The 24,057-nt window shown below is 71.2% G+C and carries 20 protein-coding genes; 11 read left to right on the top strand and 9 right to left on the bottom strand.

What is annotated here, in order from left to right:
* Positions 1 to 17: 17 nt before the first annotated feature.
* Positions 18 to 3,512: a DNA-directed RNA polymerase subunit beta gene (gene rpoB / locus ABD197_RS03695; protein ID WP_344051719.1), complete on the bottom strand. Its 3,495-nt coding sequence runs from the start codon at positions 3,510 to 3,512 to the stop codon at positions 18 to 20.
* Positions 3,513 to 3,823: 311 nt separating this feature from the next.
* Between rpoB and ABD197_RS03690 the strand changes: the two genes are divergently transcribed.
* Entirely contained in the window at positions 3,824 to 6,451 is a 2,628-nt protein-coding gene (locus ABD197_RS03690) for an ATP-binding protein (protein WP_344051717.1), read from the top strand.
* 14 nt (positions 6,452 to 6,465) lie between these two features.
* Here the strand turns inward: ABD197_RS03690 and ABD197_RS03685 are convergent, their stop codons facing one another.
* Together ABD197_RS03685 and ABD197_RS03680 are read right to left on the bottom strand one after the other, a co-directional pair.
* A complete protein-coding gene (locus ABD197_RS03685) occupies positions 6,466 to 8,040 on the bottom strand; it encodes a 5-oxoprolinase subunit B/C family protein (RefSeq protein WP_344051715.1) in 1,575 nt (524 codons plus the stop codon).
* Positions 8,037 to 8,792, bottom strand: a complete 756-nt coding sequence (locus tag ABD197_RS03680; RefSeq protein WP_344051711.1) for a 5-oxoprolinase subunit PxpA — start codon at positions 8,790 to 8,792, stop codon at positions 8,037 to 8,039. Before ABD197_RS03680 ends, ABD197_RS03685 begins: the two co-directional genes overlap by 4 nt.
* A 51-nt stretch (positions 8,793 to 8,843) precedes the next feature.
* Here ABD197_RS03680 and ABD197_RS03675 point away from each other — a divergent pair, with 51 nt between their 5' ends.
* The 3 genes from ABD197_RS03675 to ABD197_RS03665 all read left to right on the top strand — a co-directional run bounded on the left by ABD197_RS03675 (position 8,844) and on the right by ABD197_RS03665 (position 10,857).
* Entirely contained in the window at positions 8,844 to 9,713 is an 870-nt protein-coding gene (locus tag ABD197_RS03675) for a spermidine synthase (protein WP_344051709.1), read from the top strand.
* A gap of 93 nt (positions 9,714 to 9,806) precedes the next feature.
* On the top strand, positions 9,807 to 10,334 hold the full coding sequence (locus ABD197_RS03670; protein ID WP_344051707.1) for a hypothetical protein: 528 nt from the start codon (positions 9,807 to 9,809) through the stop codon (positions 10,332 to 10,334).
* 34 nt (positions 10,335 to 10,368) lie between these two features.
* The gene (locus ABD197_RS03665) at positions 10,369 to 10,857 is read left to right on the top strand and encodes a SprT-like domain-containing protein (RefSeq protein WP_344051705.1); all 489 of its coding nucleotides are present in this window, start codon (positions 10,369 to 10,371) and stop codon (positions 10,855 to 10,857) included.
* Between the two features lie 28 nt (positions 10,858 to 10,885).
* On the opposite strand, the gene ABD197_RS03660 is transcribed toward ABD197_RS03665, so the two are convergent.
* The gene (locus tag ABD197_RS03660) at positions 10,886 to 11,473 is read right to left on the bottom strand and encodes a 2-phosphosulfolactate phosphatase (RefSeq protein ID WP_344055784.1); all 588 of its coding nucleotides are present in this window, start codon (positions 11,471 to 11,473) and stop codon (positions 10,886 to 10,888) included.
* A gap of 79 nt (positions 11,474 to 11,552) precedes the next feature.
* Here ABD197_RS03660 and ABD197_RS03655 point away from each other — a divergent pair, with 79 nt between their 5' ends.
* The gene (locus tag ABD197_RS03655) at positions 11,553 to 12,071 is read left to right on the top strand and encodes a hypothetical protein (protein WP_344051703.1); all 519 of its coding nucleotides are present in this window, start codon (positions 11,553 to 11,555) and stop codon (positions 12,069 to 12,071) included.
* Positions 12,072 to 12,074: 3 nt separating this feature from the next.
* On the opposite strand, the gene ABD197_RS03650 is transcribed toward ABD197_RS03655, so the two are convergent.
* The 5 genes from ABD197_RS03650 to ABD197_RS03630 form a co-directional block, all read right to left on the bottom strand.
* A complete protein-coding gene (locus tag ABD197_RS03650) occupies positions 12,075 to 13,547 on the bottom strand; it encodes an ABC transporter permease (RefSeq protein ID WP_344051701.1) in 1,473 nt (490 codons plus the stop codon).
* Positions 13,544 to 14,335: an ABC transporter ATP-binding protein gene (locus ABD197_RS03645; RefSeq protein ID WP_344051699.1), complete on the bottom strand. Its 792-nt coding sequence runs from the start codon at positions 14,333 to 14,335 to the stop codon at positions 13,544 to 13,546. The genes ABD197_RS03650 and ABD197_RS03645 overlap by 4 nt, the downstream gene beginning before the upstream one ends.
* Positions 14,336 to 14,497: 162 nt before the next feature.
* A complete protein-coding gene (locus ABD197_RS03640) occupies positions 14,498 to 16,081 on the bottom strand; it encodes a bifunctional phosphatase PAP2/diacylglycerol kinase family protein (protein WP_344051697.1) in 1,584 nt (527 codons plus the stop codon).
* Between the two features lie 21 nt (positions 16,082 to 16,102).
* Positions 16,103 to 16,744, bottom strand: a complete 642-nt coding sequence (locus tag ABD197_RS03635; protein WP_344051696.1) for a response regulator — start codon at positions 16,742 to 16,744, stop codon at positions 16,103 to 16,105.
* A complete protein-coding gene (locus ABD197_RS03630) occupies positions 16,741 to 17,895 on the bottom strand; it encodes a sensor histidine kinase (RefSeq protein ID WP_344051694.1) in 1,155 nt (384 codons plus the stop codon). The genes ABD197_RS03635 and ABD197_RS03630 overlap by 4 nt, the downstream gene beginning before the upstream one ends.
* Positions 17,896 to 18,058: 163 nt before the next feature.
* Between ABD197_RS03630 and ABD197_RS03625 the strand changes: the two genes are divergently transcribed.
* Genes ABD197_RS03625 through ABD197_RS03600 form a run of 6 tightly spaced genes read left to right on the top strand, consistent with a single transcriptional unit; the run spans position 18,059 to position 23,976 of the window.
* A complete protein-coding gene (locus ABD197_RS03625) occupies positions 18,059 to 18,907 on the top strand; it encodes a nitrilase-related carbon-nitrogen hydrolase (protein WP_344051692.1) in 849 nt (282 codons plus the stop codon).
* Between the two features lie 11 nt (positions 18,908 to 18,918).
* Positions 18,919 to 20,355, top strand: a complete 1,437-nt coding sequence (gene hydA / locus ABD197_RS03620; RefSeq protein WP_344051690.1) for a dihydropyrimidinase — start codon at positions 18,919 to 18,921, stop codon at positions 20,353 to 20,355.
* Positions 20,356 to 20,366: 11 nt separating this feature from the next.
* Positions 20,367 to 21,383: a TIGR03842 family LLM class F420-dependent oxidoreductase gene (locus ABD197_RS03615; protein WP_344051688.1), complete on the top strand. Its 1,017-nt coding sequence runs from the start codon at positions 20,367 to 20,369 to the stop codon at positions 21,381 to 21,383.
* Between the two features lie 3 nt (positions 21,384 to 21,386).
* Positions 21,387 to 22,379 carry an ABC transporter permease gene (locus ABD197_RS03610; RefSeq protein WP_344051686.1) on the top strand — a complete coding sequence of 331 codons (993 nt, stop codon included), beginning with the start codon at positions 21,387 to 21,389 and terminating at the stop codon, positions 22,377 to 22,379.
* On the top strand, positions 22,376 to 23,188 hold the full coding sequence (locus ABD197_RS03605; protein WP_344051684.1) for an ABC transporter ATP-binding protein: 813 nt from the start codon (positions 22,376 to 22,378) through the stop codon (positions 23,186 to 23,188). Before ABD197_RS03610 ends, ABD197_RS03605 begins: the two co-directional genes overlap by 4 nt.
* Entirely contained in the window at positions 23,185 to 23,976 is a 792-nt protein-coding gene (locus ABD197_RS03600) for an ABC transporter permease (RefSeq protein ID WP_344051682.1), read from the top strand. Before ABD197_RS03605 ends, ABD197_RS03600 begins: the two co-directional genes overlap by 4 nt.
* The last annotated feature ends 81 nt before the right edge of the window (positions 23,977 to 24,057 follow it).

The raw sequence follows: 24,057 nt of genomic DNA, 5'->3' as shown, positions 1-24,057 counted from the left end.
GTTTCGGACCCGGCGGCTTAGATCTCGTCGATCGACGAGGACTCGAAGCGGCTGGAGATGTTGATGCCGAGCTCTTCCGCTGCGCGGAACGCGTCGTCATCCGTGTCGCGGAGGTTGACCGCGGTGCCGTCGGCCGAGAGGACCTCGACGTTCAGGCACAGCGACTGCATCTCCTTCATGAGGACCTTGAACGACTCGGGGATGCCGGGCTCCTGGATGTTCTCGCCCTTGACGATCGCCTCGTAGACCTTCACGCGGCCGAGGATGTCGTCGGACTTGATCGTGAGGAGCTCCTGGAGGGCGTACGCCGCGCCGTAGGCCTCGAGGGCCCACACCTCCATCTCACCGAAGCGCTGTCCACCGAACTGCGCCTTACCACCCAGCGGCTGCTGCGTGATCATCGAGTACGGACCCGTGGACCGTGCGTGGATCTTGTCGTCGACGAGGTGGTGCAGCTTCAGGATGTACATGTAGCCGACCGAGATGGGCGCCGGGAACGGCTCGCCGGAGCGGCCGTCGAACAGCTGGGTCTTTCCGGTGCGGTCGATCAGGCGCTCGCCGTCGCGTGTGGGGAGCGTGGAGTCCAGCAGACCCGCGATCTCCTCCTCGAACGCGCCGTCGAACACCGGGGTCGCGACCTTCGTGCCGGGGGCGGCCTCGAAAGCCTGCGCCGGCAGGCTCTTCGCCCAGTCCGGGTTGCCTTCGACCTTCCAGCCCTGCTGGGCGATCCAGCCGAGGTGCAGCTCGAGGACCTGACCGAAGTTCATTCGACCAGGGATGCCGAGCGGGTTCAGGATGACCTGGACCGGCGTGCCGTCCGCGAGGAACGGCATGTCCTCGACGGGCAGGATCTTCGCGATGACACCCTTGTTGCCGTGGCGGCCGGCGAGCTTGTCGCCCTCGGTGATCTTGCGCTTCTGGGCGATGTAGACCACGACGCGACGGTTCACGCCCGAGCCGAGCTCGTCGTCACCGTCCTCGGCGTTGAACTCCTTGACCGCGATGATCGTGCCCTGCTCACCGTGGGGCACCTTCAGCGACGTGTCGCGGACCTCGCGGCTCTTCTCGTTGAAGATCGCGCGGAGCAGACGCTCCTCGGCCGACAGCTCGGTCTCGCCCTTGGGCGTGACCTTGCCGACGAGGATGTCGCCGGGACGCACCTCGGCGCCGATGCGGATGATGCCGCGCTCGTCGAGGTCCTTGAGCAGATCGGGGCTCACGTTGGGGAGATCACGCGTGATCTCCTCCTTGCCGAGCTTCGTGTCGCGCGAGTCGACCTCGTACTCCTCGATGTGGATCGAGGAGAGGGTGTCGTCCTTCACCAGGTCCTGGCTGAGGATGATCGCGTCCTCGAAGTTGTGGCCTTCCCACGTCATGAACGCGACGAGGAGGTTCTTGCCGAGCGCGAGCTCGCCGTTCTCCGTCGCCGGGCCATCCGCGATGACCTCTCCCGCCTCGACGCGCTCGCCGGCCGAGACCACGACGCGCTGGTTGTAGCTCGTGCCCTGGTTGGAGCGGTCGAACTTGCGGAGGAAGTACTGCTGCGTGCCGCCCTCGTCGAGCTGCAGGGTCACGACGTCGGCCGAGACCTCCAGCACGACACCGGCCTTCTCGGCGGTGATGACATCGCCCGCGTCGATCGCGGCGAAGCCCTCCATACCGGTGCCGACGACCGGGGACTCCGAGCGCAGCAGCGGTACGGCCTGACGCTGCATGTTCGCACCCATGAGGGCGCGGTTCGCGTCGTCGTGCTCGAGGAACGGGATGAGCGAGGTCGCGACCGACACCATCTGGCGCGGCGAGACGTCCATGTAGCCGATCTCCTCGGCGTGGAACAGGTCGACCTCGCCACCCTGGCCGCGACGTGCGAGCACGCGGTCCTGGGCGAACTGGCCGTCGGCCTTCAGCTCGACACCGGCCTGAGCGACGATGTAGTCGCTCTCCTCGGAAGCCGTGAGGTAGTCGATCTGGTCGGTGACCTTGCCGTTCACGACCTTGCGGTACGGCGTCTCGATGAAGCCGAACGAGTTGATGCGCGCGAAGGACGCGAGCGAGCCGATCAGGCCGATGTTCGGGCCTTCCGGGGTCTCGATCGGGCACATGCGGCCGTAGTGCGACGGGTGGACGTCACGGACCTCGACACCGGCGCGCTCACGCGAGAGACCACCCGGGCCGAGCGCCGAGAGGCGACGCTTGTGCGTGAGCCCCGCGAGCGGGTTGTTCTGGTCCATGAACTGCGAGAGCTGCGAGGTCCCGAAGAACTCCTTGATCGCGGCGACGACGGGGCGCACGTTGATCAGGGTCTGCGGCGTGATCGCCTCGATGTCCTGCGTGGTCATGCGCTCGCGGACGACGCGCTCCATGCGCGACAGCCCCGTGCGGACCTGGTTCTGGATAAGCTCGCCGACCGCGCGGATGCGACGGTTGCCGAAGTTGTCGATGTCGTCGGTGTCCAGGCGGATCTCGGCGGGCTTGCCGCCGCGGATGCCGTCGAACGTCGTGTCGCCGCGGTGCAGGCGCACGAGGTACTTGATCGTCGCGACGATGTCCTGAACCGTCAGCACCGAGTCGGTCAGCGGCGCGTCCAGACCCAGCTTCTGGTTGATCTTGTAGCGGCCCACCTTCGCCAGGTCGTAGCGCTTGGCGTTGAAGTAGAAGTTGTCCAGCAGCGCGCGGGCAGCCTCGGCGGCGACCTGCTCACCCGGACGGAGCTTGCGGTAGATGTCGCGGAGCGCGTCTTCCTTTGTGAGGATCGTGTCCTTGGACAGCGTCTCCTCGATCGAGTCGAAGCCGGCGAACTCCTCGAGGATCTCCTCGCTGGAAAGGCCGAGGGCCTTCAGGAACACGGTGACGGACTGCTTGCGCTTGCGGTCGATGCGCACGCCCACCTGGTCGCGCTTGTCGATCTCGAACTCGAGCCACGCGCCGCGGCTCGGGATGACGCGTGCCGAGACGATGTCCTTGTCGCTGGTCTTGTCGGGCGTCTTGTCGAAGTAGACGCCGGGCGAACGCACGAGCTGGGAGACCACGACACGCTCGGTGCCGTTGATGATGAAGGTTCCCTTGTCGGTCTGGAGCGGGAAGTCGCCCATGAAGACCGTCTGGGTCTTGATCTCACCCGTCTGGTGGTTCATGAACTCGGCCTCGACGTACAGCGGGGCGGCGTAGGTCTTGCCGCGCTCCTTGCACTCGTCGATCGAGTACTTCTCCGGCTCCAGGTACGGGTTCGTGAACGAGAGCTGCATCGTCTCGCTCAGATCCTCGATCGGCGAGATCTCCTCGAAGATCTCCTCGAGGCCTGAGACCTCGGGCACGTCGGTGCGGCCGGCGGCCTGCGCCTCGGCGACGCGCGCCTTCCACGCGTCGTTGCCGACGAGCCAGTCGAAGGACTCCGTCTGCAGCGCGAGAAGGTCAGGGACCGTCAGCGTGTCGGTGATCTTGGCGAACGAGAGACGGGAAGCCCCGCGGCCGTTCTTGGTGGTGGTGGAAGATGCGTTGATCGCAGCAGCCAAGGGGATTACCTCCGTGGGCCCGGGTGAGGGCTCGTTTCCTTGTCGTCAGGGTGGAGTGCTCATCTGTCCCCGAAACCTGGGCGCCACACTCCGCATCCGTGAAGAAGCGGGGGCACGCAGGCACCACCGACCACCATATGAGGGCAGGGGGAATCCAAGAGCGCAAGGAACAACTATACGCGTCGTGGCACGCCGTGTCCAGCCGGGTTCTTGAAAAGTTCTGAATCGTGCGGTATAACCGCGCGCCCCGCGGTCGGTCGGCATCCGTCGGACTCTTTACGGCGGAGGTCCGCACTGCCCACAATGGGCGGATGGGGGCTGTACCCGACGCGCGTTCCGGGCCTATCCGCACGCCCGATCAGCGCCTGCGCGTGTTCGTCTCCTCGACGCTGCGAGAGATGGCCGAGGAGCGCAGAAGCGTGCGCTCCGCGGTGGAGGGCATGCATCTCGCGCCGGTCATGTTCGAGCTCGGCGCCCGCCCGCACCCTCCTCGCGAGCTGTACCGCTCCTACCTCGCGCAGAGCGACGTCTTCGTGGGCATCTACGGCGACAGCTACGGCTGGGTCGCGCCGGGCGAGGAGATCTCGGGACTGGAGGACGAGTACCGGTTGGCTCCGCGTGCGATGCCCAAGCTCATCTATGTCAAGAGCACGCACACACGCGACGAACGCCTCCAGGAGCTCATCCACCGCATCCAGGAGGACGACACTGCCGCGTACCTCCCGTTCGAGGACCCCGCGCAGCTGGGCGAGCAGGTCGCGGCTGACCTGGCGACGCTGCTCGCCGAGCGGTTCGACGAGTCGCGCGACGTCACGGCGGAGGAGGACGCGACCTCGTCGCTGATCGCCCGTGTTCCGGTTCCTTATTCGACCACGATCGGGCGGGAGCGGGACATCGCCGATCTGTGCGGGCTGCTCCAGCGCGGCGAGCACCGCGTGATCAGCCTCATCGGCCCGGGCGGCATCGGCAAGAGCCGCCTGGCGATCGAGTCGGCGATCGCGGCGCGCCGCCTGTTCCCGGACGGCACGTACTTCGTGGCCCTGGAGAACGTGCTCGAGCCCGGATTGCTGCTGCCGACGATCGCCTACACGCTCGGCATCCGCGACAACGGCGAAGCCGTGCTCGAAGAGCGCATCTCGCGCGCCCTCGAGGACCGCGACGTGCTGCTCGTCCTCGACAACTTCGAGCAGATCGTGGATGCCGCTCCCGTTCTGGTGCGGCTCTACACCGTGGCGCCGAGTGCGACCTTCCTGGTCACGAGCCGGGTCGTGCTGAGGATTCGCGGCGAGCAGGTCTACGACGTCCGACCGCTCTCCGTCCCCGCCCGAGAAGCGCCCGGCACTCTGGACCGGGCCGCTGGATCGGCGGCGGTGGATCTGTTCGTGGACCGCGCGCAGGCCGCGAAGCCCTCCTTCGCACTGACGGAGGAGAACGCCGGCGCCGTCATGGACATCTGCCGACGCCTGGAGGGGCTTCCGCTGGCGATCGAGCTCGCCGCCGCGAAAGTACGCATGCTCACCCCCGTCGGCATCGCTGAGCGCCTGCGGACCACGCTGCCGCTCCTCACTGCGGCGGTGCGCGACCTCCCGGAGCGCCACCGCACCATGCGGGCCACGCTGGATTGGAGCGTGAGCCTGCTCAGCGCCGAGGACAGGGCACTCCTGGAGGACCTGAGCGTGTTCGCCGAACGATTCTCGGTCGAGGCGGTCGAAGCCCTCGGGTCGGGCAGGGTCTGGGACGGGCGCGCGATCGACGGGCTGACCGCACTGATCGACGGCTCGCTGGTCAAACAGACCGAGGTCGGCGGGCGGACGGTGCTCTCGCTCCTGGCGATCGTCCGCGAGTACGCACTCGGACGGCTGAAGGAGCGCGGTGACGCCGATCACATGCGGGCGGCACACGCCGACTATTACACCGCGCTGGTGCGTCGGGATGCCGGCGAACTGCGCAGCGCGAGCCAGGCGAGCACCCTCGCCGCGCTGAGCATCGAGCTGGCGAACCTGCGCGCCGCGGTCCGCCACCTCATCTACACCGATCGCCTGGACGATGCGGCGGATTTCGCGTGGAGCCTGCTCATCTACTGGTGGATCATGGGCCTCTTCGGCGGCGTCCGCGTGTGGATGCTCGAACTCCTCGGCAAGGAGCAGCCGATCCGCCCGCATTCGCGCGCCGTCGCCTGGTTCTACGCGCTGTGGGGCGAGATGTGGCAGCACCCGTCCGAAGAGGTGGTCGCCGGGCTCGCCGAGTGCGTGCGGCTGTTCACCGAGAGCGGCGACGAGGATGCTGCGGCCATGGCGCTGGCCGCGCGGGCGACCGCGCGTGTGCAACTGCCTCGACCGGACATCGAGACCGCGTCGCGGGAGCTGGACGATGCCGTCGAGCGCCTGCATCGCCTGGGCAACGGCTGGGGCGAGGCGATCACCCGGGTCTCCCTCGGCCGGGTGGCGTGGCTGCGCGGCGAGCCGGAGGCGGCCCTGGCGCACTTCCGCCGGGCCAGCGAAGTCGCCGAGTCCGGCGGCGACCTGTTCACCCGCTCGGTCGCCGGCAACCAGATCGGCCGGCTTCTGCTCGTGGGCGGCAAGACCTCCGAGGCGGAGGACTTCTTCCGCCGGACGCTCGTGGATTCGATCACGCTGCACCACGACGAGGGCGTCGCGTACGGGCTGGAGGGCATGTGCGCGATCGCCGCGGCCCACGGCGACGCGCACCGCGCGGGGGCGCTCTCGGCGGCGGCCGCGGCGATCCGCCACCGGATCGGGGTGTTCGACGTCGAGGCCTTCACCGTGCACGAGATCTCGCTGGACGCCGTCCGGCGGGCCCAGCCGGACGCCGTCGCGGACGGCGAGCGCACGGGCGCCGAGCTGAGTGTGGCCGAGGCGGTCGCCCTCGCGCTGCCCGACGCCGATGCCTCCGTGGCGCATGCCGTCGCGCACTGGTGAGGCACCGGCTCCGGTCAGACCTGCCGCGCGTGGCGGAAGCGGATGCGCGTGCCGGGCCTCGCCTGGGCGAGCAGGTCGAGCGCGGCATCCGTCGCCACGGCGATCACGGGGTAGCCACCGGTGACCGGACCATCGGCGAGCAGGATCGTGGGACGCCCGCTCGGCGGCACCTGGAGAGCGCCGGCCACCATCGCCTCGCTCGGCAGCTCGCCGGCGCGTTCGCGCTGCAGTTCGGGTCCGTCCAGGCGCATGCCGACGCGGTCGGCGTCGTTCGTGACCGTCCACACCGCCTCGAAGAGCGCATCGCGGGCGGATGCCGTGAACCACTCGGCCCGCGGGCCGGGGGCGAGCTCGATCTCGAGCTCGTCATCGTGCGGGGCGCCCCACGGGGCGAGGTCCGCGACGGGTATCGGGGCGTCCGGGGTCGCACCGACCTCGAGCACGGCGCCGGCGTCCAGGCGCGGCGGGCCGAGGCCGGACAGGACGTCGGTCGCGTGCGAGCCGAGGGCCTTCGGGCCCCGAATGCCTCCGCGGACGGCGAGGTAGCCGCGCGCGCCGTGCGCGAACCAGTCCAGGTGAAGCTCCTCGCCGGCCGGCCACGCGTGCGCTTCGTAGGGGTCGAGCTCGTGCCCGGCGAGGCGGATCGGTCCCCACGCTCCGGCCACCGCGAACCACAGGTCGCGGCGGGCGACCGCACGGAATCCGCCCATCGTGACCTCGATGACGGCGGCGGACTCGGGGTTGCCGACGAGCCGGTTCGCCGTGCGGGCGGAGCCCCGGTCCAGCGCTCCGGACCGCGCGACCCCGAGCGCCGCGGCTCCCCCGCGTCCGAGGTCCTGCACCGTGGCGAGCAGCCCCGGCTCCACGACCTCGATCCCTCCAGACCGTGAGACGACTTCTGCACGTCGAGACGGTGGGTGAACACCATGGTCTCGACGTGCAGAAGTCGTCTCAGCGTCTGGGCGGGGGCGGGCGGGGCGGAAGCGCACGCGGGTTCCGGGGGCGAGCAGGGCGGGGGATGCCGCATCCGGATCGAACAGCGCGGCATCCGTCGTCCCGATCAGTCGCCAGCCGCCGGGAGTCGCGCGGGGATACGCACCCGTGAACTCCCCGGCCAGGCCCACCGCGCCCGCCGGGACCCGGGTGCGTGGCGCGGCCAGGCGCGGGACGTCGAACGGCCAGTCCGGGCTCACCAGATAGCCGAACCCCGGCGCGAAGCCGGTGAACGCGACCGTCCAGCGTGCGGCGGTGTGCCGGGCGACGAGCTCGTCCGCGGAGACACCGAGCAGCTGAGCGGTCTCGGCGAGATCCGCGCCGCCGTACCGCACGCCGATCTCGACCTCGCGGGTGTCCGCGGCGAGAAGGGGAGCGGCATCCGTCGACGCCGCCTCGATCCACGCGCGCGCCGCCGACAGGAGCAGAACGCGCGGGTCGACCCGCACCATCACGGTCCGCGCCGCCGGCACGAGATCGATGACCCCTGCCGGCCGGGAGGCCTCGAGGCGCGCGTGCAGCGCGAGGACGTCCGCGAGATCGGGCACTTCTGCCAGCAGGGCGCGCTGACCGAGCGGGAGGATCCGCGTGCTCACCACGGCGCCTTCACCGCGATGCCGGCATCATCCAGCGCGGCGCGCACCGCCCGCGCCATCGCGACGGCCGAGGGCGAGTCGCCGTGCAGGCACAGGGATGCCGCCTCCGCCGGCACCGTCGTGCCGTCGGTCGCCTGCACCACGCCCTCGGTCACCAGGCGCACCGCCCGGCGCGCGACGAGGTCGGGGTCGGCGAGCAGCGCCCCCGCCGACCCCCGGGGCACGAGGGTGCCGTCGGGGAGGTAGCCCCGGTCCAGGAACGCCTCCGCGACGAAGCCGATGCCGGCGGCGCGGGCGGACCGCTCTCCCGCACCGCCGAGCCCGAGGAGCGGCACCGCGCGTCCGAGCCGGTCGGAGAGGGCGGCGACGGCGCGCACGACCGCTGCGGCCACCGCGGGGTCGGCCGAGACGGCGTGGTACAGCGCGCCGTGCGGCTTGACGTAGCGGACGTCACCGCCCGCGGCGATCAGCGCCTCGAGCTGCGCCGTGATGCTCGCGGTCAGGTCGTCGTCGGGCATCGCCATCGGCAGGCGACCGAATCCGGCTCGGTCCGGGTACGACGGGTGCGCCCCGACGGCCACCCCGTGCCGGGCCGCCCGGTCCACGGCGGTGCGCAGGGACACGGCATCCCCCGCATGTCCGCCGCACGCGATGCTCGCGCTCGAGATCACCGCGAACATCGCTTCGTCGTCGGCCGTGGGCACGCCGTCGACGGTCTCGCCGAGGTCTGCGTTGAGGTCGATCGCACCCATGCGTCCACGCTACCGACCGGGGCCTGCCAGCCGGCCGGATAGCGTGGACCCATGGCCCGCGCCCGCTTCGAGGACACGCCCGCATCCGCGCGGCTGTCCGACGGCACCCTCGCGGAGGTCAGGCGCTCCGAGTACGCGGGCGGATGGGAGCTGCAGGTCGACGGCACCCCGCAGTCCCACGTCGACCTCGACGACCCGACCCACCTGCACTTCGAGTACGTCGCCCGGATGGGCGCCGTGATCGACCTGCTGCGGATGCCGCGCCAGCCGCTGACCGCCGTGCACCTCGGCGCCGGCGCGCTGACCCTCCCCCGCTACGTCGACGCCACCCGGCCGGGCTCGCGCCAGCAGGTCATCGAGCTCGAGCCGGCCCTCGTGGACCTCGTGCGCAGCGAGCTGCCGCTGCCGAAGGGCGCCGCGATCCGGGTCCGCATCGGCGACGCCCGCGAGGGCCTCCGGCGCCTGCCCGCGGCGCTGACCGGACAGGTCGACCTGCTCGTGTCGGACGTGTACGCGGGCTCGCAGACACCGGCGCACCTGACCACACGCGAGTTCTACGCGGCCGCCGCGGGACTCCTCGCGCCCGAGGGCGTGCTGCTGGTCAACGTCGCCGACGGCGCGGGACTCGCGTTCGCACGGCGCCAGGTCGCGACCGTCCAGGCGGTGTTCGCGCACGTGATCGTCCTCGCCGAGGTGCAGGTGCTCAAGGGCCGCCGGTTCGGCAACCTGGTGATCGCCGCCTCCCCCGCGCCCTTGCCCTCGGCCTGGCTGCCGCGCCTGATGGCGGCGGGGCCGCATCCGGCGAAAGTGGCCGAAGGGCGCGAGCTCGAGGAGTTCGCGCGCGGGGCGCGCGTGGCGACGGATGCCGATTCCACGCCGTCGCCGCGGCCCGCGGCATCCGTCTTCGAAAGAGGTCGCTGACTTCCCGCGCGACCGCGGCGCGTCCGCCGAGGGCTGATCGCGCCCCGGGGCACACTGGAGAGGCGAATCGCATCGCGCGGAGAGGAGTCGACAGTGAGCTACATCCTCGGGTATGACCCGATCACGCTGCGTGAGCAGGTCGACCCTCGGGCCTGCGCCGAGCGCCTCGACGAGATCGGCGAGCAGCGCTCGCTGCCGGCCCTGCTCGAGCGGGTGTGGCTGCTGAAGGTGCTCGGTCGCCTGGAGGACTCCCTCGTGCTGTCCGAGCAGTCGGTGCGGGTCGCCCGGATGGCCGGCACGCGCAAGGATCTGCTCCGGGCCCGCATCCTGCACGCGTCGGTCCTGCACTTCCGCGGCGCGTACGCCGCCGCCGAGCAGGAGCTCACCTCGTGCGCGTACGAGGCCGAGGGGCAGGGCTGGAATGCGATCGCCGCGTTCGCGCTGCAGCATCGCGGCAAGGTCTTCTACGACAGCGAGGACTTCGTCTCGGCCCGCGCGGACTTCAAGCAGGCGCTGTTCCTGCGTCAGGAGTCCGGCGCGACGGACGACCAGCTCGAGGCGACCCTGCTCGCGATCGACGCCGCGGACCGCCGCCGTGCCGGCGCGGTCGTGGCCAGCTGAGATCCGTGTCGTAGGGATGTTCTAGTCTCCCCGCATGTCGGATCTTCACCGTGTGCGCGTCTGGGCTGACGCGCTGATCGCCTCCCACCTCGACGGCTCCTGGTCGTTCGGGTTCGACAACGCCAAGCGCCGCGCCGGCCAGTGCGACTTCACACACAAGCGCATCACGGTCTCGCGCTACCTCACGGCACGCTACGACGACGACACGAACCACCAGACGCTGCTGCACGAGGTCGCCCACGCGCTCGCCGGTCCGACCGCGGGCCACGGCGCCCGGTGGAAGAAGATCGCCCGTGACCTCGGCTACGTCGGCGGCACGACGCATCACGGCGAGACGGCGACCGAGCTCGCGCCGTGGGTCGGCGTGTGTCCGGCGGGCCACCTCGCGTACCGTCACCGGCGGGTGACCCGACCGACGTCGTGCGCGAAATGCGCGCCGCGCTTCGACGACAGGTTCGTCTTCACGTGGGTCCGACGCGAGATCAGCCCGGCGACCCGGCTCGCCGCGATGACCCCGCGCTGAGCGGCCCGCCGAACGCGGCGCCCGCCGTTCAGAACGCGACGAAGAGCCCGCCCCTCAGCACGGGGACGACGGATGCCGCATCCCTCGCGGCCGCGGCGAGCACCTCGTCCCGCCTGCCCTGAGCGATGAGCTCGAGCCCCGACCCGCTCGCGGTCAGCAGATGCGTGCTCGCACGCCCGAGGGCGCGGTCCGCTTCGGCCGCCACCGCGGCGTCGGGAGAAGTGTGATCGATCCCGAGTGCGCCGAGCGCGGCGATGACCGCACCGGCGCCGAGCTGGTCTTCGACCGCGAAGCGGAGCCCGGCATCCGCCTGCTCGCCCGCCGCGATCACGGCGACGCTCGTTCGCGCGCCGCGGCGCTGCTGCTCGGCGAGCACCGCGCGCGCGACGGCGGTGGCGTTGCGGAGGCCGCCGAGCAGGACGACCGCGTCACCCGCGCCGGCGGTCTCGGCGACGGCGGCGCCGTTCGCCGAGACGGCATGGGCGGCGGCATCCAGCGGGTATGACCCGCCCCGCTCGAGCGCGGCGATCACGGTGGAGCTGAAGCGGAGCACATCGACGACCACGACGATGTCGGCCGAGGCGAGGCGGTTCAGGCCCGCGACACCCCACTCCATCCGCACCTGATACGTGGACTGGTCGAACGGAGACACCGCTCCAGCGTACGGCGGGCCGAGCGGGTGCGAGACTGGGACGATGCGCATCCTCCTGAAGCTCGTGATCGACTGCGACGCGGATGCCGCCTGGCGCGCGGTGCACTCCCCCCGCGCCGTCGCCGAGCTGTACGGACCCCTCATGCAGCTGTCGCCGCTCGATCCCGCGGGCCTGCCCACCGCGTGGGAGTCGGGCACGGATGCCCCGGTGCAGCTCTCTGTCGCCGGTCTCCTCCCGGTCGGGCGGCAGCTCATCCACGTGAGCGAGCGCACCGTGCAGGACGCGAACGGACCGGTGCGGATCTTCCGCGACAGCGGGATCCCCCTCACCGGTCCCCTCGCGAGCCTGGATGTCTGGGATCACCAGATGGCGATCTCCGCCGCCCCCGGCGACCCGACGAAGACCCTGTGGCGCGACCGCCTCACGATCGGCGGACCGACCGCCCTCGCCCTCTGGCCCATGCTGTGGGCGACGTGGCAGTGGCGGGGTGCCCGGATCGCCGCGATGGCCCCGACGTGGGCGCACGATCCGGAACCCGACCCGGCGCCCGTCGCGGGCTGAGCGTCACTCCGCGAGAGCCTCCACCGGCGCGACCCGGGTCGCCAGGCGCGTGGGGACGACCGCCGCGACCAGGGTCAGCACGGTGGTCGCGGCCACGACCGCGACCAGCGGCCCCGGCGGAACCGCCGGCCAGACCAGGGTCATCGACGTCGTCTGGTCCGGATCGACCCGGACCGACCCGAGCAGCGACTGGGCGCCTGCCCACCCGTATGCGATCCCGAGCACGAGCCCGGTGCCCAGAGCTGCGATCGTGACGTGGGCGGCCTCGAGCAGCACCATGCGCCGCACCTGCGCGTTCGAGACCCCGAGCGCGCGCAGCAGGCCGAGCTCGCGGCGTCGCTGCACGACCCCGATCGTGAGCAGATTCACCAGTCCGACCCCGGCGATCACGGCCGAGACCGCGACGAGCCCCATCATGATCGCCGAGAACGAGTCGAGCACGCTCGCCAGCTCGACCGGCAGCGAGCCTCCACCCGCCCGTGTCAGGAGCACCTTCACCGACTCGATCGCGACGGCGAACATCGTCACGAGGGTGACCCCCATCACGACGCCGATCGCCATGCGCGACGAGCGCTCCGGGTAGCGCAGCGCGTTCTCGGCTGCCAGTCTTGCGGTCGCCGAGCGTCCGAACAGACGGCCGACCAGGCGGAGCACGGGCGGCATGACCAGGGTCGCGCCGAGCGCGAGACCCGTGAAGGACAGGATGCCGCCGACGAACGCCACGATCACGCCGAGCGGGATCACCAGTCCGATCGCAACGCCCGCGGCGAGCAGGGCCGCGCCCGAAACCAGGAGCACCGCGGCGCCGACATTGCGCCCCGTGCGGGCGGTGATCTGCTCACGCGAGGCCTCGACTGCGCCGCCGAGCGCCTGCAGCGGGGTGACGGCCAGGACGCGGCGCGAGCCCGCCCAGGCTGCGGCCCAGGTCGTGAGCGCGACGATCACGGCCGGCACGAGGAGAACCGGCTGGACGAGCGCGAAGTCCGGCACGGACAGGCCCCAGGCGGCGTCGGCGGCCCCGAGCCCGATCGCCGCGATCGCGGTGCCGCCGACCAGACCCAGCATCGCGCCGAGCGCGCCGACGATCAGGCCTTGCCGGGCCACCTCGGCGCGCTGCCCACGGGCGGATGCGCCGATGAGGCGGAGCAGTGCGATGCGCCGGGTGCGCCCGGCGATCACCGTCGCGAACGTGTTGGCCGTCACGATCGCCGCGACATAGACGGCGACGCCGACGAGGAGGACGGTGAGGAAGCTCAGGACGAACGCGAGGGTGTCGCTGTCGCCGACGAAGGGGTCGGCGCGCAGGAACGCGGCGATGTAGTCCGTGGTGCTGATCAGCACGACACCGAACGCGCTCGAGATCGCCGCGACGAGGATGCTCGCGCCCATCCCCCGCTCGCGCAACCAGGCCGGCGGAGCGGATGCCGCTGCCCGGCGGCCCGCCACGATCGGCCGCTCCGCGGTCAGGGCGCTCACGCGCGGACCGCCTGCGTGACCGATGCCTGCGCGCCGAGCTCGGCCGCGAGCATGTACGCCGAGATCTCCTCGGCGCTCTGACGCGGCTTGTCGGCCACCACGCGTCCGTCCGCGAGGAAGATCACCCGGTCGGCGTGCGCGGCCGCCATCGGATCGTGAGTGACCATCGCGATCGATTGGCCGTGGTCGCGACTGGCGGTCTGCAGGAGCTGCAGCACTTCGCGGCCGCTGCGCGAATCGAGGTTGCCGGTGGGCTCGTCGGCGAAGACGAGGTCGGGGGCGGTGGCGAGCGCGCGGGCGATCGCCACGCGCTGCTGCTGTCCGCCGCTCAGCTGGTGCGGACGGTGACCCAGACGCGAGGCGAGCCCGAGGGTCTCGATCAGCGCGTCGATGCGGGCACGTTCGAGCGCGCTCGGTCGGCGTCCGTCGAGGTCGAAGGGCAGGAGGATGTTCGCGTGCGCGTCCAAGGTCGGCACGAGGTTGAACGCCTGGAAGACGAAACCCACCCGCCGGCGGCGCAGGATCGTCAGCTCGAGATCGGACAGCGCCGTGATGTCGGTGTCGCCGACCCACGCGTGCCCGGAGGTGGCCGCATCCAGGCCCGCCATGATGTGCATGAGGGTGGACTTGCCCGAGCCGGAGGGTCCCATGATCGCGGTGAACTGACCGCGGCGGATCCCGACGCTCACGTCATCCAGGGCACGCACGGCGCTTTCGCCCGCGCCGTAGGTCCTGGTCAGGTTGTGCACGCGGGCGGCGAGCCCGAGGTCTGCGGAGGAGAGGTTCATGTCCTCGACGCTAGGAAGCGGGCAGGCGGCGCCGCGTCGGTCGCGGGGGCCATCTGCGTACATCGCCAGGATGATGCTGCGCGCCCCGGCGTGAAAGCGCGGAGCCGAATCAGCCTCTCCAGGCCTCCCGGAGGCGTGGCGGCCCGGATTCGCCCCGGGCTTTCACCGCGTCGACGCGGGCGCGTAGACGCGCAGCGCGCGCGGCAGGATCCGGCACGTCATCGCGTACCGACCGTCCGGCCCGACCGCCGGGCGACGCTGGAGCTCGCCGTCGTGCGCGTAGAACGGCGCATCGCCCGGGCTCGGGCGCACCGAGATCGTGATCTCGGTCGCGGTGATGTGCTCGATGTCCGACGCGGGCGGAAGCAGGCGCAGCGCCCGCAGAACCGCGCGGCTGGCCGCCCCGAACGATAGGGCGGCCACCGCCTGGAGCCGTGACCCGCGGGCGTGCTGCACGCGCACGTCGAGCACGTCGTCCGACAGCGTCCGCCGCTGGAACGTCGCGACCTGCCCCGGGGTGTTGCGCCCGATGCTCGCGAAGACCGACCAGACCCGGGCCCGCTTGCCGCCGATCGAGATCTCGATCGGCTCCGCATCGCGCAGGCCCCGCCACGCGGCGACGACGCCACCCACCCATTTGCCGAGCCGGGCCTTGCGCTTCGTGCGCTCCGCGACGAACTCCGGATAGACGCCGATGGATGCCGAATTGAGCACGGTGGTCGTGCGGTCGCCGGCGCGCAGCTCCCCGACGCTCGCCGCGATGCCGGTTCCCGCTTCCAGTGCGTCCAGCGCGAGTTCGACCGAGTCGAGTCCCGCCGTCCGCGCGAAGTGGTTGAACGTGCCGCCGGGAAGGGCGAGGAACGGCCGGTCGAACTCCAGAGCGAGGTGCGCCATGCGCGAGACGGACCCGTCGCCGCCGTACACGCCGAGGATCTCGGGCGGATGCTCGCCCGCCATGATCTCGCGCACGATGTCAGCCATCGCCTCGTGCGCCTCGAGCTCGCGCACGCGCGCCTTCGGCAGGCGCTCGGCGATCACCGGACGCGGGTCGAGGTGGATGACCGATGTCCCCGCTCCGCTGTTCATCACGATCAGCACCCCCGCACCGTCCGCCGACGCCGGGAGGTCGATCCGCTCGATCACCTGGGCGACCTCGGGTTCGGGCGGCGACGACCGCCGCCGAGCGGGGACGACCAGGCGTCCGACGCTCGCGACGACGGCACCGATCGCGACGCCGGCGACGACGTCCGAGAGCCAGTGCGCCCCCACGTGCAGGCGCGAGTACGCGACGCCCGCCGCCAGCGGGGCGAGGGCGGCGCCCGCGGCCGGAGACTCCCACGCCACACCGGCCGCGAAGCCCGCGGCACTCGCGGAGTGCCCGGACGGGAACGACGTCGTGCGCGGGTAGGCCCGCAGGCGCCGCGCGTGGGGCACGGCATCCCACCCCGGTCGGGGGCCGTCGAAGAAGCGCTTGACCACGACGTCCGAGACGACGCCCGCGACGAGCATGGATCCGACGCCGCGCAGCGCCGCCCGGTGCGCGCCGAAGACGACCATCGTGGCGGCGATCGCCGCCCAGATCAGGCCGCCGTCCGCGGCGCGACTCAGCCCCGTGAGCAGCGCGTCCGGCGCTGCGCGGCGGTTGATGCGCCGCGCGGCCGCCGCATCGAGCCCGCGCACCCACCGCGGCATCGTGCGGGCGCGCTCGAGGCGGGCGATCGGACGCCGGGAGGAAGGGGGACGCATATGCCGAGGGTAGTTCGCTCCTCAGGTCAGACCGTGCTCGAACGCGAAGACGACCAGCTGCACCCGATCGCGGAGCGCAAGCTTGGCGAGGATGCGGCTGATGTGCGTCTTCACCGTCGCCTCGGACAGGAACTCCCGCCCGGCGATCTCGGCGTTGGAGAGCCCCCGCGCGGCCAGCGCGAAGATCTCCCGTTCGCGCTCGGTCAGTGCCGCGTACGCCGGCGGAACGGGGTGCGCCGTGCCGCCGAAGTGCGCGAACAGGTCGCGCGTGGCCGCGGCGGCGATCACCGCCGACCCGGCGTGCACGGTGCGGATCGCGGCCAGCAGGAACTCCGGCTCGGCGTCCTTCAGCAGGAACCCGCTCGCGCCCTGCCGGATCGCGCGCGCGGCCGCTTCGTCGAGGTCGAAAGTGGTGAGCATGACGATCCGCGGCGGGTCGGGGTCGGCGAGCAGCGCCGCCGTCGCCGCCAGGCCGTCCATGACCGGCATCCGGATGTCCATCAGGACGACATCGGGCCGCGCGTCCCGCACGACGCTCAGCGCTTCGGCACCGTCAGCCGCCTCGCCCACCACCTCGAGGTCGGGCTGGGAGTCGATCAGCATGCGGATGCCGGCGCGGAAGAGCGCCTGATCATCGACCAGGACGACCCGGATGCCGCTCACGCGGTCACCGCCATCGGCAGGACCCCGCTCACGACGAAGTCCTCCCCGTCGCGGGCGGCGGTGACCCGGCCGCCGACCAGGCCCGCCCGCTCGGTCATGCCGATGAGCCCGTGCCCGGCGGCTCCTCCGACCGGCTCCGCGGTGCCGATAGGGTTGCGCACCGCGAACTCCACCCCATCCGGGCGCCACGAGAGCGTCACGTGCACAGCGCCGCCGCCCCCGTGGCGCAGCGCGTTCGTCAGCGCCTCCTGGAGGATGCGGTACAGCGCGAGCTGCACGGCCGCCGACGGCTCGCCCGCGGGGGCGGGGTCGATGTCGATGAGCAGCTCCACCCCGGCCGCGCGCACCTGGGCGTACAGTTCCTCGAGATCGGCGAGCGTCGGCTGCGGGCCGTCGCCCTGCTGATGACGCAGCTGGGTCAGCAGCAGCCGCACGTCGGCCAGCGCCGCGCGGGCGGTCGTGGAGATCGTGCCGAGCGCCGCGGCCGCAGCGGTCGGGTCGGTGCCTGCGGCGTAGCGCGCACCGTCGGCCTGGGCGATCACGACCGCGAGCGAGTGCGCGACGACATCGTGCATGTCCCGGGCGATGCGGGCGCGCTCGTGCTCGGCGGCGGCGTCCGCTTCGGCCTGCACCTGCGCCGCGCGATTCGCACGGGCGCGGGCCGAGCTGCGCACGAGCGCGCCGATCGTCCAGGACAGCAGAAGGGCGAAGCCCGCGGCGACGAGCACCGCGAACGCGAGCGGCAGGCTGGCCAGGGTCAGCCGACCGCCGGCGAACTGCGGGATCGCGAACAGATAGGCCGTGATCACGATCGCCCCGCCGACGGAGGACGCGAAGCCCAGCCAGTAGACCAGCCGCGACCCGTAGGCGGCCGTGGCGTACAGCACTGCGAAGACGGCGACATCGGCCAGGATCGGCGGGCGCCCGAACGACATCTGCACGACCGCCCCGGCCCACGCGACCCCGAGGGCCAGGCCGGGCGAGAGCCGCCGCACCGCGACAGCGGACGCCATCAGGACGCAGGTGAGCGCGCTCGCGACCGGGGCCTCGGCGACGCCGCTGCCCAGTTCGGAGCCGAGCGCGATGAGGCCGAAGACGACGGCGAAGAGGACGTCCACCGTCAGCTGAACGGGGAGCAGAGGGCGGAACACCGTTTCACGCTACGTGAGACGCGGTGTCGCGGCATCCGTCTTCCGATGTATCCGGGTCCCCCCCTTGCCGCCCGGCGTCGTGAGGCTTTACTGTCCGGACACAGGCTGAAACCGACGGGAAACGTCGGGTCGACAGGATCAATGAAGACGAATGGAGACGGGCATGACGACGGTGCGCGCAGCGATCACCCAGACCACCTGGACGGGCGACAAGGACTCGATGCTGGACAAGCACGAGGGATTCGCCCGGGATGCCGCCGGTCAGGGCGCCCAGGTGGTGTGCTTCCAGGAGCTGTTCTACGGCCCGTACTTCGGCATCACGCAGGACAAGAAGTACTACCGCTACGCCGAGCAGGCGGACGGCCCGATCGTCCAGCGGTTCGCCGCCCTCGCGAAAGAGCTCGGCACGGTCATGGTGCTCCCGATCTACGAAGAGGCCGAAACCGGGGTCTACTACAACACGTCCGTGCTCGTGGATGCCGACGGCACGGTGCTCGGGAAGTACCGCAAGCACCACCTGCCGCACCTGGACCGGTTCTGGGAGAAGTTCTACTTCCGGCCCGGCAACCTCGGCTACCCCGTGTTCGACACCGCGGTCGGCCGCGTCGGGATGTACATCTGCTACGACCGGCACTTCCCCGAGGGCTGGCGGGAACTCGGCCTGGCCGACGCGCACATGGTCTTCAACCCGAACGCGACCAAGCCCGGTCTGTCCAACCGGCTCTGGGAGGTCGAGGGTCCGGCGGCCGCCGTCGCGAACGGCTACTTCGTGCTGCAGCCCAACCGCGTGGGTCGCGAGGACAACGAGTACGGCGAGCTCGCCGTGGACTTCTACGGCACGAGCCAGGTGATCGACCCGCGGGGGAACTTCGTCGGCGAGCGCGGCTCGGGCACGGAGGAGGAGGTGCTCGTGCGGGACCTGGACATGGACATGGTGCTGCAGATGCGCGACGACTGGCAGTTCTACCGGGACCGCCGGCCCGACTCGTACACCCGGATCGCGAAGCCGTAAGGAACAGGGACATGAGCACCACCCTCATCACCGGCGGCACCGTCGTCTCGGCGACCGGGCGCAGCGCCGCGGACGTGCTGATCGACGGCGAGCGGATCGTCGCGGTCCTCCAGCCGGGCTCCGAGCTTCTCGGCACCGATGTCGCGGCATCCGTGGACACCGTGATCGACGCGACCGGCAAGTACGTGATCCCCGGCGGCATCGACGCGCACACCCACATGCAGCTGCCGTTCGGCGGCACCGCCGCGATCGACACGTTCGAGACCGGCACGCGTGCCGCGGCGTGGGGCGGCACGACCAGCATCATCGACTTCGCCGTGCAGACTTACGGCGAGCGCATCCAGGACGGCCTGGCCGCGTGGCACGAGAAGGCCGCGGGCAACTGCGCGATCGACTACGGCTTCCACCAGATCATCGGCGGCGTCGACGAGGACTCCCTCGCGGCGATGCCCGGCCTGGTCGACGAGGGCATCACGAGCTTCAAGCTCTTCATGGCCTACCCGGGCGTCTTCTACTCCGACGATGCGCAGATCCTCAAGGCCATGCAGGTCAGCCGTGACACCGGGATGCTGACGATGATGCACGCCGAGAACGGACCGGTGATCGACGTCCTGGCCGCGCAGCTGATCGAGGAGGGCAAGACCGACCCCTACTTCCACGGCATCGCCCGCGCATGGCAGATGGAGGAGGAGGCCACCCACCGCGCGATCATGATCGCGAACCTCACCGGCGCGCCGCTGTACGTCGTGCACGTGAGCGCGAAGCAGGCGGTCGAGCAGCTCGCCGCCGCGCGAGATCGCGGGCAGAACGTGTTCGGCGAGACGTGCCCGCAGTACCTGTACCTCTCGCTCGAAGAACAGCTGGGTGCGCAGAGCGACGAGTGGGGTCGGTTCGAAGGCGCGAAGTGGGTGTGCTCGACGCCGCTGCGCTCGCGCGCCGAAGGTCACCAGGACCACATGTGGCAGGCGCTGCGCACGAACGACCTGCAGATGGTCTCGACCGATCACTGCCCGTTCTGCATGAAGGACCAGAAGGAGCTCGGGCTCGGCGACTTCCGCAAGATCCCGAACGGGATCGGCTCGGTCGAGCACCGCATGGACCTCATGTACCAGGGCGTGGTGACCGGCAAGATCACGCTCGAGCGGTGGGTCGAGCTCACCTCCACCACTCCGGCGCGCATGTTCGGCCTCTACGGACGCAAGGGCGTGATCCAGCCGGGGGCGGATGCCGACATCGTCGTCTACGACCCGAACGGGCACACGTCGATCGGGGTGGGCAAGACCCACCACATGAACATGGACCACTCCGCGTGGGAGGGCTACGAGATCGACGGTCACGTGGACACCGTGCTCTCGCGAGGCAAGGTCATCGTCGATGACAACGCCTACCTGGGCGCCAAGGGCGACGGGCGCTTCCTCAAGCGCGGCCTCAGCCAGTACCTGACGTGAGAGGCGCAGCCATGGATTTCGGAGTCGTCCTGCAGACCAACCCGCCCGCCGCACGCACCGTGCAGCTCGCGAAGCTCGCCGAGGCGCACGGCTTCAGCCACGTGTGGACGTTCGACTCGCACCTGCTCTGGCAGGAGCCGTACGTGATCCACTCCGCGATCCTCGCGGAGACCAAGCGCGTGACGGTCGGCCCGTTCGTGACGAACCCGGCGACCCGCGACTGGACCGTCACGGCATCCGTCTTCGCCACGCTCAACGAGATGTACGGCAACCGCACGATCTGCGGGATCGGCCGCGGCGACTCGGCCGTTCGGGTCACGAACGGCAAGCCGGTGTCGATGAGCGAGCTGCGCGAGTCCATCCATGTGATCCGCGAGCTCGGCAACTCCCGTCCCGTGGAGTACCACGGCGCGACGCTGCAGTTCCCGTGGAGCCGCGGGTCCGAGCTCGAGGTGTGGGTCGCGGCGTACGGACCGCTCGCGCTCAAGCTCACCGGCGAGGTGGGGGACGGGTTCATCCTGCAGTTGGCCGACCTCGACATCGCCGCGTGGATGATCAAGACGGTGCGGGATGCCGCGGCCAACGTCGGCCGCGACCCCGACTCGATCGCGTTCTGCGTGGCCGCGCCGATGTACATCGGCACGGACGTGGCGCACATGCGCGACCAGTGCCGGTGGTTCGGCGGCATGGTCGGCAACCACGTCGCCGATATCGTCGCGAAGTACGGCCACCACGGGGACGTCCCCGAGGCGCTCACGGACTACATCGCCGGGCGGACGGGCTACGACTACAACACGCACGGCAAGGCCGACAACGACCACGTCGACTTCGTGCCCGACGAGATCGTCGACCGGTTCTGCATCCTCGGCACCGCCGAGGAGCACATCGCGAAGCTGCAGAAGCTGCGTGAGATCGGGGTCACGCAGTTCGCCGGCTACCTCCAGCACGACAACAAGGAGGAGACGATGCGGGTCTACGGCGAAACCGTGATCCCGGCGCTCTCCGAGCACGTGACGGCGAAGTCCTAGTCCGTGAAACGACAACTGCAGGTCGAGACCGCGGGGGAAACCCACGGTCTCGACGCCCAGATGGCGTCTCAGCGGAAGGGGCTCGCGCGGTATCGCGTGGGGTCGGGGCCGCAGCGCTGGTACGCGGTCGGCTGGGGCGTGGTCGGCGTCGTCGCGGTGCTGCTGCTGTGGGAGCTGTACAAGTTCCTGGGGCCCCCCGAGGGGGTCGTGATCGGCGGGACCGGCGCCTCGGGCTCGGGCGTCATGATCCTGCCGCGGACGCACGACCGCGCGATGCCGCACATCTGGGACATGGTCGCGCGCCTGTTCGCCCCGACGAGCGGCGGCGACACCCCGCCGCTGTGGGTCTCGGTCGCCTCGGCGGCCCTCGTCACCCTCGGGATCGCCGCGGTCGGCTGGCTCATCGGGGTCGCCGTCGGCGCGCTGCTCGGCCTGGCGATGCAGCGCTGGCGGCTCGTGGAGTGGGGGCTCCTCCCCTGGATCGTCGTGAGTCAGATCGTCCCGCTCATCGCGTTCGCACCCGTGATCAACGCGATCGGCAACCAGATCGACCGCGGTGGCACGCCCTGGCCGCAGTGGCTCTCGGTCGCGGTGATCGCGTCCTACCTCGCGTTCTTCCCCGTGGCGATCGGCGTCCTGCGCGGGCTGGCCGCCCCCGACCGCATCCACGTCGACCTCATGCGCACGTACGCGGCGGGATACTGGCCCACCCTCCTGCGCCTCCGCCTTCCCGCCGCCGTGCCGTACCTGCTGCCCGCGCTCCGCCTCGCCGCGGCGAACGCCGTGCTCGGCGCCGTCGTCGCCGAGGTCTCGATCGGCATGCGCGGCGGCATCGGACGCATGCTCATCCAGCTCGCGGGGCAGGCCTCCAGCGACCCCGCCGCCCCCTGGGGCCCGACCTTCGGAGCGATCGCGCTCGGCCTCGTCGCCGCCGGCTCGGTCGCGCTCATCGGCCTCTGGCTGCGCAACTACCGACGAGGAGAAGCCACCGCATGACGGACTCGAGCCCGAAGGCCCCCGAACTCGCGGTGCGCGCCACCGGTGTCGGCAAGATCTTCCCGACGAAAGGCGGCGATGTCACGGCCCTCGCCGGCGCCGACCTCGACGTCGCGGCGGGCGAGTTCGTGTCACTGATCGGCCCGTCCGGATGCGGCAAATCCACGCTCCTGCGCCTGATCGCGGACCTCGACCAGGCCACGAGCGGCACGCTCGAGATCTTCGGCAAGCCCGCCCGGAAGGCGCGGATCGACCAGGACTACGGGATCGCGTTCCAGCAGTCCGGGCTCCTCCCCTGGCGGACCGTCGGCGCCAACATCTCCCTTCCCCTCGAGCTGAACGGCACCGGCCGCCCCGAGCGGACGGCGCGCGTCGCCGAACTCGCGGAGCTCGTCGGGCTCACCGAGTTCACCGACCGATATCCCGACCAGCTCTCGGGTGGAATGCAGCAGCGCGTCGCGATCGCGCGTGCCCTGGCGACCCGGCCGCGGCTGCTCCTGATGGACGAGCCCTTCGGCGCGCTGGATGAGATGACCCGCGAGTACCTGCAGAGCGAGCTGACCCGCATCACCGCCGAGACCGGCGCCGCCGTCGTCTTCGTCACGCACTCGATTCCGGAGGCGGTCTTCCTCTCCGACCGGGTCGTCGTGATGAGCCCGCGTCCCGGCCGCATCACGGACGTGATCGTCACCGACCTCGGCGAGACCCGCGACGAGGGCCTGCGCGAATCGCCCGCGTACTTCGAGCGAGTCACGGCCGTCCGCGAAGCGCTGCACGGGGCGCCGATCGAGCGGGCGAACGAACGATGAGCACGGTGCGGGCGCCGATCGGCGAGCGAGCACTGCCCGGCTGGCTCCGGGTCGTCGCGCCGATCGTCGTCGGCATCCTGATGCTCGCGCTGTGGATCCTGTACGTCGACGTGTTCGCCGCCGCACCGCGCATGCTGCCGAGCCCGGTCGCGATCGGCGCGGAGCTCGTGCTGCGCTGGGACATCATCTTCCAAGACATGCTCATCACCGCGACGAACGCCCTGATCGGTCTCGTCGTCGGCTCCCTCCTCGCGCTGTTCCTGGCGGGCCTTGCCGCCGCCGCCCGACCCGTGGACGGGATGCTGACCCCCCTCGTCGCCGCGCTGGCGGTGATCCCGATCGTGGCGATCACCCCGATCCTGAACACGATGTTCGGGGCGTCCAGTCAATTCGGACGCATCGCGGTCGCCACGATCGCCGCGTTCATCCCGGTGTTCGTGAACGTGCTCCGGGGGCTGCGCCAGACCCGACCGGTGCACCGCGACGTGCTGCGGGCCGCCGCGGCGACCCCGGCGCAGACGTTCCGCCTGCTGACGCTGCCCACCGCGCTGCCGTACCTGATGACCGGCATCCGCATCGCCGCGTCGCTCGCCGTGATCGCGGCGCTCGTCGCGGAGTACTTCGGGGGCCCCGCCGACGGCATCGGCACCGCGATCGCGACCTACGCGAAGTCGGGCCGCGCGGCCCTCGCGTGGGCGTACGTCGTGGGCGGCATCCTGATCGGCCTCGTGTTCTTCCTCGTCACGTCGCTCCTGGAGCGTCTCGTGACGCGGCACTCGTCGGTGTGACGGCCGACCGCACCACCTGCACCACAGAAAGGCAGCACCACCGCACCACCTGCACGACCTGCACCACCGAACCCGAAAGGA

Source organism: Microbacterium lacus (assembly GCF_039531105.1).
GTDB lineage: Bacteria > Actinomycetota > Actinomycetes > Actinomycetales > Microbacteriaceae > Microbacterium > Microbacterium lacus.
Note: the sequence above shows the minus strand (reverse complement) of the source record. Positions and strands in the feature narration are given on the sequence as shown.

Coding starts and splice junctions, on each gene's coding strand:
- ABD197_RS03625 (WP_344051692.1), top strand. CDS start 18,059: ATGACGACGGTGCGCGCAGCGATCACCCAGACCACCTGGACGGGCGAC.
- ABD197_RS03665 (WP_344051705.1), top strand. CDS start 10,369: ATGTCGGATCTTCACCGTGTGCGCGTCTGGGCTGACGCGCTGATCGCC.
- ABD197_RS03680 (WP_344051711.1), bottom strand. CDS start 8,792: ATGGGTGCGATCGACCTCAACGCAGACCTCGGCGAGACCGTCGACGGC.
- ABD197_RS03645 (WP_344051699.1), bottom strand. CDS start 14,335: ATGAACCTCTCCTCCGCAGACCTCGGGCTCGCCGCCCGCGTGCACAAC.
- ABD197_RS03600 (WP_344051682.1), top strand. CDS start 23,185: ATGAGCACGGTGCGGGCGCCGATCGGCGAGCGAGCACTGCCCGGCTGG.
- ABD197_RS03655 (WP_344051703.1), top strand. CDS start 11,553: ATGCGCATCCTCCTGAAGCTCGTGATCGACTGCGACGCGGATGCCGCC.
- ABD197_RS03660 (WP_344055784.1), bottom strand. CDS start 11,473: ATGGAGTGGGGTGTCGCGGGCCTGAACCGCCTCGCCTCGGCCGACATC.
- ABD197_RS03675 (WP_344051709.1), top strand. CDS start 8,844: ATGGCCCGCGCCCGCTTCGAGGACACGCCCGCATCCGCGCGGCTGTCC.
- ABD197_RS03605 (WP_344051684.1), top strand. CDS start 22,376: ATGACGGACTCGAGCCCGAAGGCCCCCGAACTCGCGGTGCGCGCCACC.
- ABD197_RS03640 (WP_344051697.1), bottom strand. CDS start 16,081: ATGCGTCCCCCTTCCTCCCGGCGTCCGATCGCCCGCCTCGAGCGCGCC.
- ABD197_RS03615 (WP_344051688.1), top strand. CDS start 20,367: ATGGATTTCGGAGTCGTCCTGCAGACCAACCCGCCCGCCGCACGCACC.
- hydA (WP_344051690.1), top strand. CDS start 18,919: ATGAGCACCACCCTCATCACCGGCGGCACCGTCGTCTCGGCGACCGGG.
- ABD197_RS03690 (WP_344051717.1), top strand. CDS start 3,824: ATGGGGGCTGTACCCGACGCGCGTTCCGGGCCTATCCGCACGCCCGAT.